Raw genomic sequence first — 10,231 nt, 5'->3', positions numbered from 1 at the left:
GTCTCTTCCATCTGTCTCTGCCGCTCAGAACAAGTCGGTTTCCGCTTCGCGCGGCTCCGCCGTAATCTCCTCGATCACGGTGCGGTTCACGGCGTCCTCCACCAAGGCCTCCACGTCCAGTTTTTCCTCGAAACGTTCAGCCACATGCGGCTTGGGCCGGGTCACCGGATTTTTCGGCGTAAAAATGGTGCAGCAGTCTTCGTACGGCAAAATGGACAGCTCGTACGTATCGATTCGCCGGGCAATGTCGGTGATCTCCGTCTTGTCCATGCCGATCAGCGGACGCAAAATCGGAATCGAGACGACCTTGTTGATCGTGTTCATGCTCTCCAGCGTCTGGGAAGCCACCTGGCCCAGGCTTTCGCCGGTCGCCAGCGCCAAGGCGCCGGTCCTGGCGGCGACCCGCTCGGCAATCCGCATCATGAACCGGCGCATGATGGTGATCAGGTAGTCTTCCGGACACTTTTCGCGAATGGCCGTCTGAATCTCCGTAAAGGGAACGACGTGCAGCCGCACGGTCCCGCCCCAGTGGGCCAGCTTGTGGGCCAGATCGCGGACCTTTTGCAGGGCCCGTTCGCTGGTAAACGGATAGCTGTGGAAGTGAATCGCTTCCAGGGTGACGCCCCGCTTCATCATCATCCAGCCGGCAACCGGGCTGTCAATCCCGCCGGAGAGCAAGAGCAGCACTTTGCCGCCGGAGCCGACCGGAAGACCGCCGGGACCGGGAATGGTTTCGCAGCTGATGTACGTGCCCTCGGCGCGGATCTCGATGTTCACGACCGCTTCCGGCTGGTGAACATCCACCTTGATTTCCGGGATGCTGCGCAGAATGTGCGTTCCCACCATGCGGCTTACTTCCATCGACTGTTTCGGGAAACGCTTGTCCGCGCGGCGGGTCTCCACCCGGAAGGTTTTCGGCTGCGGCTGCAGGTGGCGGATCAGTTCCAACGCCTTCGCCTTGATCGTCTGTTCATCCGGCTCCACCTGAACAGTGGGGCTGATGGAGGAGATGCCGAAAACGCGGCGCAGCCGTTCCACCACCGCATGGGCGTCCTCTCCGTGCAGTTCCACGTACATGCGGCCGTAGTTGCGGCGCACCTTGATGTTGGCAAACGGGCGCAGCACGCTTTTGACGCTCTGCACCAGGGCTTCTTCGAACAAATCGCGATTCCGGCCTTTCAACGCCAGTTCGCCGTAACGAATCAAAATGACATCGTACTTCATGGTTTGCTCCTTTACATGGTTACGCTTTCGCTTTCATATGGGGACGGATGCTGGCGACGCACTCCGCCGCGGCGGCAACAAACGCTCGGGCCTCCTCGATGGTGTTCTCCCGGCCCACGCTGATGCGAATGGCCGACAGCGCCCGCTCCCGGTCCTGAAGAGCGGCCATCAATACCCGGCTGGGTTCGTTCGCCTTGGAGGAGCAGGCCGATTTGGTGGAGACGAGGTAGCCCCGTTCCTCCAGCGCATGCAGCAGCACTTCCGCCTTCATCCCGGGAAACGAGACGTTGACGATGTGGGGGGCCGCTCCCTCACTCGGCGTGTTGACGACGCATCCGGGAATCTCGGCCAACCCCTGCCGCAGCACCTGGGTGATGGACGCCAGCCGGGCGGGTTCTTCCGGCCCCATCTCTTCCAGCAATCGGATCGCTTTGGCCATGCCGGCGATGGCCGGCAGATTCTCCGTTCCGGAGCGGAAACCGCCCTCCTGCCCCCCGCCCATCAACAGCGGCTGGAGAATCAATCCCTCCCGTTTGTACAGGATGCCGATACCCCGCGGTCCGTAAAATTTATGGGCCGATACGCTGAGCAGGTCGATGCCCCACTCCTTCAGGCGAATCGGCAGCTTGCCGACGCTTTGCACGGCATCGACGTGGAACAGGATTTTCGGGTACTGCTTCAGCAGGGCGCCGATCTCGGCGATGGGCTGCACCGTCCCCAACTCGTTGTTTACGTGCATGACGGAAACGAGAATGGTGTCGGGCCGGATCGCCCGTTTCAGGTCCTCCACCAAGACACGACCCGCGCTGTCGACCGGCAAATAGGTAACGGAAAAGCCGAACTCTTCCATCTGCTTGCATACATCATAGACGGCGGGATGCTCCACGCTCGTCGTAATGATATGTCTTCCCCGGCTCTGATACTGCATCGCCACACCTTTGATCGCCGCGTTGTTGCTCTCAGTGCCGCCGGACGTAAAGACGATTTCCGACGGTTTGCACCCGAGGAAACGGGCGGCGACCGCACGTGCCTGCTTCAGGATGTTCTCCGCCTCGAGCCCTTTTTGATGCAGCGAGGACGGATTCCCGTAGTAGGTCTCCATCGCCCGTTTGACCACCTCAACCACCTGCGGATGAGGACGGGTCGTGGCGCTGTTGTCCAAATAAATCACCAGTCCACACCTTCCTGAGGGCTGATCGCCCAAAGTCTACTTTTCATCATAACACGACAGTTCCGATCAACATATAGCCGGGAGCATACTTCCCCTTATTTTCTCCCACTTTTCGGCGGGGAACAACGCCGGGGAGAAAAAAGGTGGCACAACCTTCACAAATTGTTCACAAACACAAACGCTTACATTGGCAGGCAGGCTCTTTACATAACGCGGCCCATTCGTTAGAATAGTCAATAAATTTAGAGAACGAGGAGAGAAGCACCATGACGACACGGACGATGGAGATGGAAGAGAAAATCCGCAAAATGGAGGCGGAGCTGAAACGGCTGCAGGCCGAATTGGCGAAGCTGAGCAGCACGCAGTTTGATCAACCGGAAACCGCCTACTTAAACGAGGTGTACAACGGGTGACCCTTTGCCTTTCCTGTCAGCGTGGAAGAAGCACGGCTCCTTGTGCGGACTTCCACGCTTTTTTGCGTCTCTGTACCAGTCCATGATTCCCCCCTTACCGTCTCACGCTCCGCCAGTACGCGTACCCGACCAGTATCAGCAATCCGACAATCGTCGCTGTCACATACGCAAACTTTGCCGCCATCAGCGCACCTCGTTTCACGTTCTTTTCCATAGTGTGCGCATGTGAGGCCGTTCCTTTGCAAAAAAAGGCCGTCCCCTTTGCGCAAAGGGACGGTCAAGTTCAACGATCCACGATCAGCGGTCAGTCTGCATGCGGAATCGGACCGTGATATACGCCAGAATATACCTCTGTTGCAGGCCCGGTCATGTACACGCGATTGTCGCTCTCCCGCCATTCGACCACCAGATCCCCGCCCGCCAGATGAACGGTTACGGTCCGGTCGGTCATGCCGCTGAGGCTCGCGGCAACCGCCGCGGCACACGCTCCCGTGCCGCAGGCGAGCGTCACACCCGAACCGCGTTCCCAGACGCGGAACAGCAATTCCCGCCGGTTCAGCACCTGGATGAATTCCACGTTGGTGCGCTCGGGGAACCACTCGTGCCGTTCGATTACCGGCCCGTACTTCACCACGTCCGCTTCGTTCACTTCATCGACAAACAGAACAGCGTGAGGATTGCCCATCGAGACGGCGGTCATGGTAAACGTGCGGCCGTCGACGGTGAGCGGCTGTCCGATCACTCGCTCGCCGGGCTCTCCGGTCATGGGGATGGCCGCCCGAACAAACTGCGGTTCCCCCATGTCAATGGTCACCTGCTCCACCTTGCCGTCCGCTCCCACCGTGACGGACGGGGTGACAATGCCGCCCAGCGTTTCCACGGAAAACGAGGTCTTGTCCGTCAGTCCGTGGTCGTACACATACTTGCTCACGCAGCGCAGGCCGTTACCGCAGTTTTTCGCTTCGCTGCCGTCGTTGTTGAAGACCCGCATGCGAAAGTCGGCCCGCTCCGAGGGCATGATCAGGATCAAGCCGTCACCGCCGATGCCGAAGTGGCGGTCGCTGACCCGACGTGCCAGTTCCGGCAGATCCACGCCCGTCAGCGGTTCGGAAAAACAGTCCACGTATACGTAGTCGTTGCCCAGTCCGTGCATTTTGGTAAATTTCATGGTTCGCCCCTCATTTTTACTCCGATGTTTTTCTCGCTTTATCTTACCACAGAAGTCCGGGGCGTGGGAAAGTGGTATACTACCCCTAGCCAATCTGGAGCAGGAGGTGTGCGGCATGGATATGTCCGCGCTGCGCTTTGCGCTGGGCACGACCAATCAGGCGAAAAAGACGGCAGTGGTGCTGGCGACGGGAACGGAACCGGTCTGTCTGGCGGTGCCGTCCGGCGTCTCCGCCCAGCCGCTTTCGGAAGAGGAGACGATTGCGGGTGCGATCAACCGGGCCAAAGCGGTGCTTGACCGGGTCCCGAACGCCGACATCGGCTTGGGGCTGGAAGGCGGCCTGACGTTTGACGACCGGTACACGAACCATTGGTATCTGCTCTCCGTCTGCGCCGCCTGGAACGGCAGGCAGCTCTGTCTGGGCAAGGGACTGTTTTTTCCCATCCCCAACAAGGCGGTGGAACGGATCCAGCGGGAAGGCATCGAGCTTCGGACGATCATCGACGAGTGGAGCGGCACCACAGGGAGCAATCAGCGGGGCGGCGCTTACGGATTGTTGACGGGGGGACGGATCCGGCGGGCCGAGGTGTTTCGCGACGCCGTCATCGCCGCCGTCACCCCGTTCGTCTCCGCTTTGTACCGATAATCCCCCAGGCCGCCCAGGCAAAACAGACAGGAAAAAACCTCTCCGTCACCGGAGAGGTTTTTTCGGCGTGGCGCCGTCGTCATCGGGCGATGTAATACGGGTAGATGATCAGCGCACCGAGAATGGCGATCGCCCCTACGATCATCGCCCAGACCCCGAGCGTACGAGCATTTCGCCGGTACGCCAGGTATCCCAGCACCATGCCAATGGGAGCCACGATATACGGGAGTAGGAACAGCGACAGAATGGACAAGCCCAATCCTGTCCAGCCAATCCCGCTGGCTCCGTTTTCCGCCTGCGCGTCGACGTCGTCAGTGGTGCGCGTCTCCCGGATAGGTTCGGCAATTTCGGCCGCCGTTTCCACGTCGTCCCCGGTCAGGGGAGAGGCATCCGGGCGATTGTCGCCCCGTTTGTCCCCTTCCCGGTTCACCTGCTGTGTCAGGTCGGCTCCTGCCGCGTCCACGCTTTGTTCCCCCAGATAACGTTCGGTCTGGGTGTGGGGATCATACTGGATGTTCCCCTGGGAACGGACGGTATTCTCATCCAACACAGCCCCCATCCAGGAGTCGGCAAACTCGGTGTCCCGCTGATCGAACATCTCCGCAAGGCCGTTGTCCCCTTCCTTCCGCTCGGCATTCACACGTTCGTCTCGATCGTACGCCATGCCATGCTCAGCTCCTTTTTCCAAAGGATTGTGATGAAGGAAGTAGCCTTATTCTCTGCCGAGGGTGTACAATTTAAACTGGAGGCGAGAGGATGAAACCAGAGAAATCCCTAACGATTGGCATTGACATTGACGGCACCGTCACGGAGCCGAGCAGCATAGTCCCTCTGATGAATGAAAGCTTTGGCAAACAGTTGCGATACGAAGACTGTATCGATTACAATCTGGCCACGGTCTATGGGATCAGCGACGAGGTCTTTGCGGACTGGCTGGACAAGCACGGCGAGCGCCTGTACGACAACGCCCCTGTCCACGGCGCGGCCGACCGGGTACTGCGCCAGTGGTACAAGCGGCACAAGCTGGTGTACATCAGCGCCCGCGAGGCCCGTCATCTGGACGTCACCGCAAACTGGTTCTCCCGCTATCAGATTCCGTACCACCATATGGATTTGATCGGCTCGCACGACAAGCTGGCCGCCGCCCGAAAGTGGCAGGTGGACCTGTTTCTGGAAGACCGGCTGGAAAACGCGCTGCAGCTGGCTGACGCCCTCTGCATCCCGGTCTTTTTGTTCGACACCCCGTACAACCAGGGAACGCTGCCCCGGCTGGTGCACCGGGTCACCTCCTGGGAGCAGGTGGACGCCCTGGTGGAGCGGCTGGCACTGGAAAAGGCCAACGCGTAAAGTGCCCGACCGCTCAACGGAGAGGGGACTCCCCCGCCGAGGAGCCGGCGAAGGGGCACACGCCGGTCCGGAACGGTGTGTGCAGCGCTCGGAACGGTGTCCGCAGCGCTTAGGAACGGTGTTCGCAGCGCATGGAACGGTCCGCAGCGCATGGAAAAAGACGCATCCCCGGCACGGGATACGTCTTTTTTTCCTTACTTTTTCTCGGTTTTCCTCGGTTTGAACGTGTGACAACAGGTCTGGGAGGAGTCATTCGCCTGATCCTTGTGCTGGCTGTCGTGTCCGTACTCGCCGGCAAACTCTTCTTTAAAGTCTGCGTGAGCGTGACTGTCCACTTCCACCATGATCATGTCGGCGGTGCAGTTGTTGCCTTCGCTCCAGTATTCACAGTTGGCGACACTGCATTTGACGATGGGCATGTGTTTCACCTCCTAGGGGCTATCCTTCACCACAAGCAAACAGCTTATACCCCCGCAAACAGAGGCTTTACATGGCATCGCGCCCGTACAAAAACCATGCCAACTGCCGGTTTCCCCGGCATGTTTTCGCGAAAGGAGACCTGTTTCATGACCAACCCGCGCATCGTCGTCATTACCGGCGCAGCAGGCGGACTCGGGCAGGAACTGACGAGACTTCACCTGACGAAAGGGGATACGGTGATCGCGACCGGCCGGTCCATGGCCGGTCTGGAAGCGATGCGCGAACGGCTGGGCGCTCCGGACCGCCTGTTCCTCCACCGGCTCGACGTCACCGACAACGAAGCCGTGCGGCAATTTGCCGCCTGGGTACAGATTCGCTTCGGCCGCTGCGATCTTCTCTACAACAACGCGGGCACCGCCGTTTTCGTTCCGCTGGCCCAGATGCGCCTGGACGAGCTGGAAACCATCCTGGCCACCAACATCGCGGGTCCGCTGTACGTCATCCGCGCTTTTTTGCCAATGATGCTGGCGGCCCGCTCCGGCCACATCGTAAACATCGCCTCGCTGGCCGGCCAGGTGGCGACGGCAAAAGCGGCCGTGTACGCCGCCAGCAAAGCGGCCGTGATCCGGCTGAGCGAAGGCCTGCGCCATGAGCTGGCGGACAGCGGCATCCACGTCACCTGCGCCATGCCCGGCCCGATCGACACGCCGTTTTTGCAGCGGGCGGACCAGACAGGCGGGTATAGGGAAAAAGTCCGCCGCTATCTCCTGACGCCGGAGCAGACGGCGGCGCGGATCATCCGGGCCGTGGAAGCAAAGCAGCCGGAAGTGGCCATGCCCCTCCGGCTGCATCTCCTGTCACTGCTCTATGCGATGCTGCCCCACGGCGTGAAGCGCCTCCTCGCCCCCCTGCTGAACCGGAAGTAGCTCCGGCTCATCCAGCCGCCGTAGTGCCATAAACGCGAGCAGACCGGTCGCGGCGCAGACGACGGAGGCGGCGCCGAACAATCCCTGCACTCCGCATACGGGGATGAGCCAGCCGGCAGCGGCCGCCCCGGCGGGCATTCCCGTCCCCGTAATCGTGCGGACGCTCGTCAGCACCCGCCCCAGCAGTTCTTCGGGCACGTGTTTTTGCAGATGGCTGCGGTACAGGATGTTGTAGGGTGAAAAACTGAGTCCGGCCAGCCCCATCGCCAGCATCGCCACATCGATGCGGGTAAAGAGGGCAAGCGGCAGCGTCGTGATCCCCCACAGGCCGATGATGGCCGCCAGCGTCACGCCGGTCGGGATTTTCCAGGTAACGGCGGAAAACAGGATCGACCCGAGCAGCGCCCCCGCCGCCATGGCGGACCAGAGCAGGCCCAGCGAGACCGCCCCGCCGTCCAGGTCGTTCTTGGCGTACAGCGGCAGCCCCACCTCCACCGGGCCGTACGCCATGTTGAAGAAAAAGGTGAACAGCACGAGCCACAACAGGCGGCGATGCCCCAGCAGGTAGCGGTAGCCGGTGCGGATATCGGCGGCCAGCGAGCGCAGAAACGGACCGATCGCGACTACGCCTGTTCCGCCGCCGCTTTCCGCAGCCTTCCCTTGGACCCCCTCCGCCTCTTTTTCGTCCATCCGCCCGACGGCGAAGCTGCCCGATCCCGCCGCCGGCTTCAGGCGGGCGAAACAGAAGGCACAGAGGAAAAAGCTGACGGCGTCCACCACCAGCACGTTGGCCGCCCCGATCCAGGCGATCAACACCCCGGCCACGGCGGGCCCGAACAGATACGTGATCTGCCACTGGCTTTCCATCAGACCGTTCGCCTTGACCAGAAGGGATTTGTCCATCACCAGCCGGGGCAGCAGGGTCTGGGCACCCGCGCTGCTGAGCGGCGAGAGCATCCCGGCGATGACGATCAGCACGTACACCAGCCACAGCGGCGTCCCCTCCATCTGCAGCAGCACCACCAGCGCGAAAAAGATCAAGCCGCGCAGCACGTTGTCCAGCATGATCAGTTTTCGCCGGTCAAAGCGATCCAACAGAACGCCGGCGACCAGTCCGACCAAGACCGCGGGAATGTTGTACGCCAGGACGACACCGCCCATGGCGGCGGATGAACCGGTTTTGTTCATCACAAACCAGGTCAAGGCCATCCATCCGAACTGATTGCCCAGGCCGGACAGAAACAACCCCAACCAGTACCAGCGAAACGACGATTGCCTCCACAGTTCTTTCACGCGCATCTTCCTTTTCTTTCCGGTTTGGCATCATTGTAGCCAATTTATTAAACTTTTTCAATTATTATATTTATAAATATACCGAAAAAATCCCCCCCTGCCTGTCTTCAGGCAAAGGGGATAGGTCCTCGCCGTCGGTGTGATCCGTTTACATCCCGGCTCCCGTTTCCTTTTCAAGCTGCCTGCCCGTCCTGCTGTCCGTTTGGCCGCGGCTGCCCAACAGCCAGATCAGGCCGGCCGCTGCCCCGAACACGGCCAACCCGCTGGAGACGGCGGCGCTTCCCGCCTGTTGGGCGCCGTACCCGACGATCAGGCAGCCAACCGAGTAGCTGCCCATCGTCACCATTTCCCTGATGGAAAAGACGCGGGCCAGGTAATCGGGATCGGCCAACTGCTGCAGGCGCGTCACCGCCAGGATCGACGAGCCAAACGAGGCAAAGGCGCAGAACAGCGACGCTGCCGCCAGAGCGGCGATCGGCCCGGAGTGGAAGATCGCGTAGATTGAGACCCCCATCGCCGCCAGCGCCCAGCCGAGCGCCATGTTGATCCCTTTTGTCCCCATGCGGTCGGCCAGCCTGCCCGCCACCAGACCGGCACAAACGCCGCCCAGGCCGAGCGGGATGTCCAGCAGCCCGAAGAAGAACAACCCCTCGCCTCTCTCCTGCAGCACGAAGTACATCAGCATGACGTAATACGCTCCCAGGAACCGCTCCGCCATCTGGTACAGCAGAACCCCGGCGATCTCCCGCTGCCTGCCGATGTATCGAAAGCCTTCGCGCAGGCGCTGCACAAAGCCGCTGCCGGTCCGCTCCGGCTCGTCCGCAAAGGCGGGCAGCCGCAGCAGGATCAACAGCGAGACAGCGTAGCAGGCGGCGTCCAGAAGAAAGTTAAACCGGTAGGAAAACAAGTAGACCAACATGGCCGCGATCCCCTGGCAGACGATGATCAAAAACGACGTCGTGCCCTGCAGGAGCGAATTGGCCGCCAGCCTGTCGTCGGCTTTCACCGTGCGGACGATGGCCACCTGCATGGCCGGTTGAAAAAAGGCGCTGCAGATGTTGACCAGAATCAGGAGCACATAGGCCGCCCAGAGATAGGCGGGTGACGTGATCCAGAAGAAGAGGCTGACGAGGATGCCCCGCAGCAGATTGACGACGATCATGACGCGCCGTTTGTCCCAATGCTCCAGCAAGGCGCCGGAAAAAACGCTGGTGATCACATAAGGCATCAGGCGAAACACCGTGCCGGCCGCAAACGACAGCCCGGACCCGCTCAGGTCGTGCAGCAGGCCGACGACGGCGATAAACGTGAACTCGTTTCCGATGATATGGATGACATGAGCCGTGTACAGACGGCGAAAGACAGGATGACGCAGAAGCGCCGTCATGGTCAAACCCCTTTCACCGTTTTCTCCGTATTGTACCACGTTGCGTCAGGAAACGCTTCTATTGATCCCCCGTCCGAGAAGCCGGTTCATTTGCAGCGGACGATTTCACCGAAGCGTATGCCGGATGCTGACGCGGAGGTGCATCGTCCCGCAGAATCAGGAGGTGGCCTCAAGGAACATGCGATGCGGATTCCATCACAAATCGAAAAACATGCTTGAAAACCTGCAAGTTCATC

General features: G+C 60.6%; 11 protein-coding genes. 4 read left to right on the top strand and 7 right to left on the bottom strand.

Translation table 11 applies throughout. From position 1 onward, the window contains the following. Positions 1-24: 24 nt before the first annotated feature. Positions 25-1,224: a tRNA uracil 4-sulfurtransferase ThiI gene (gene thiI, locus M516_RS0108455; protein ID WP_029098734.1), complete on the bottom strand. Its 1,200-nt coding sequence runs from the start codon at positions 1,222-1,224 to the stop codon at positions 25-27. 19 nt (positions 1,225-1,243) lie between these two features. Next, complete coding sequence (locus tag M516_RS0108450) at positions 1,244-2,395, bottom strand: cysteine desulfurase family protein (RefSeq protein WP_029098733.1); 1,152 nt, start codon at positions 2,393-2,395, stop codon at positions 1,244-1,246. Positions 2,396-2,661: 266 nt separating this feature from the next. Here M516_RS0108450 and M516_RS25520 point away from each other — a divergent pair, with 266 nt between their 5' ends. Then, entirely contained in the window at positions 2,662-2,808 is a 147-nt protein-coding gene (locus tag M516_RS25520) for a hypothetical protein (RefSeq protein ID WP_193746953.1), read from the top strand. A gap of 304 nt (positions 2,809-3,112) precedes the next feature. On the opposite strand, the gene dapF is transcribed toward M516_RS25520, so the two are convergent. Continuing rightward, positions 3,113-3,976, bottom strand: coding sequence for a diaminopimelate epimerase (dapF, locus tag M516_RS0108435; RefSeq protein ID WP_029098732.1), 864 nt, complete (start codon positions 3,974-3,976; stop codon positions 3,113-3,115). Between the two features lie 115 nt (positions 3,977-4,091). Here dapF and M516_RS0108430 point away from each other — a divergent pair, with 115 nt between their 5' ends. Beyond that, on the top strand, positions 4,092-4,622 hold the full coding sequence (locus tag M516_RS0108430; protein ID WP_029098731.1) for a DUF84 family protein: 531 nt from the start codon (positions 4,092-4,094) through the stop codon (positions 4,620-4,622). Positions 4,623-4,701: 79 nt separating this feature from the next. Here the strand turns inward: M516_RS0108430 and M516_RS0108425 are convergent, their stop codons facing one another. Then, positions 4,702-5,286 (bottom strand): hypothetical protein, encoded by a 585-nt coding sequence (locus M516_RS0108425; protein WP_029098730.1) that lies wholly within the window; start codon positions 5,284-5,286, stop codon positions 4,702-4,704. Between the two features lie 92 nt (positions 5,287-5,378). Between M516_RS0108425 and M516_RS0108420 the strand changes: the two genes are divergently transcribed. Next, positions 5,379-5,969, top strand: a complete 591-nt coding sequence (locus M516_RS0108420) for a 5' nucleotidase, NT5C type (RefSeq protein WP_029098729.1) — start codon at positions 5,379-5,381, stop codon at positions 5,967-5,969. 194 nt (positions 5,970-6,163) lie between these two features. Here the strand turns inward: M516_RS0108420 and M516_RS0108415 are convergent, their stop codons facing one another. After that, the gene (locus tag M516_RS0108415; protein WP_029098728.1) at positions 6,164-6,388 is read right to left on the bottom strand and encodes a DUF1540 domain-containing protein; all 225 of its coding nucleotides are present in this window, start codon (positions 6,386-6,388) and stop codon (positions 6,164-6,166) included. A 147-nt stretch (positions 6,389-6,535) separates the two neighbouring features. Here M516_RS0108415 and M516_RS0108410 point away from each other — a divergent pair, with 147 nt between their 5' ends. After that, complete coding sequence (locus M516_RS0108410; RefSeq protein WP_029098727.1) at positions 6,536-7,315, top strand: SDR family NAD(P)-dependent oxidoreductase; 780 nt, start codon at positions 6,536-6,538, stop codon at positions 7,313-7,315. Here the strand turns inward: M516_RS0108410 and M516_RS23070 are convergent. Beyond that, the gene (locus M516_RS23070; protein WP_035289100.1) at positions 7,247-8,608 is read right to left on the bottom strand and encodes an MFS transporter; all 1,362 of its coding nucleotides are present in this window, start codon (positions 8,606-8,608) and stop codon (positions 7,247-7,249) included. The two genes, M516_RS0108410 and M516_RS23070, sit on opposite strands and share 69 nt — an antisense overlap. A gap of 148 nt (positions 8,609-8,756) precedes the next feature. After that, positions 8,757-9,995, bottom strand: coding sequence for an MFS transporter (locus tag M516_RS24310; RefSeq protein ID WP_051188145.1), 1,239 nt, complete (start codon positions 9,993-9,995; stop codon positions 8,757-8,759). Between the last annotated feature and the right edge of the window lie 236 nt (positions 9,996-10,231).

It is taken from the genome of Brevibacillus thermoruber 423 (assembly GCF_000454065.1).
GTDB lineage: Bacteria > Bacillota > Bacilli > Brevibacillales > Brevibacillaceae > Brevibacillus > Brevibacillus thermoruber.
This window is presented reverse-complemented; position numbering and strand designations above follow the sequence as displayed.

Bases quoted from the DNA above. Each gene is read 5' to 3' on its own strand.
- M516_RS0108415 (WP_029098728.1), bottom strand. From the start codon at position 6,388: ATGCCCATCGTCAAATGCAGTGTCGCCAACTGTGAATACTGGAGCGAA.
- M516_RS0108430 (WP_029098731.1), top strand. From the start codon at position 4,092: ATGGATATGTCCGCGCTGCGCTTTGCGCTGGGCACGACCAATCAGGCG.
- thiI (WP_029098734.1), bottom strand. From the start codon at position 1,224: ATGAAGTACGATGTCATTTTGATTCGTTACGGCGAACTGGCGTTGAAA.
- dapF (WP_029098732.1), bottom strand. From the start codon at position 3,976: ATGAAATTTACCAAAATGCACGGACTGGGCAACGACTACGTATACGTG.
- M516_RS0108425 (WP_029098730.1), bottom strand. From the start codon at position 5,286: ATGGCGTACGATCGAGACGAACGTGTGAATGCCGAGCGGAAGGAAGGG.
- M516_RS24310 (WP_051188145.1), bottom strand. From the start codon at position 9,995: ATGACGGCGCTTCTGCGTCATCCTGTCTTTCGCCGTCTGTACACGGCT.
- M516_RS0108420 (WP_029098729.1), top strand. From the start codon at position 5,379: ATGAAACCAGAGAAATCCCTAACGATTGGCATTGACATTGACGGCACC.
- M516_RS25520 (WP_193746953.1), top strand. From the start codon at position 2,662: ATGACGACACGGACGATGGAGATGGAAGAGAAAATCCGCAAAATGGAG.
- M516_RS0108410 (WP_029098727.1), top strand. From the start codon at position 6,536: ATGACCAACCCGCGCATCGTCGTCATTACCGGCGCAGCAGGCGGACTC.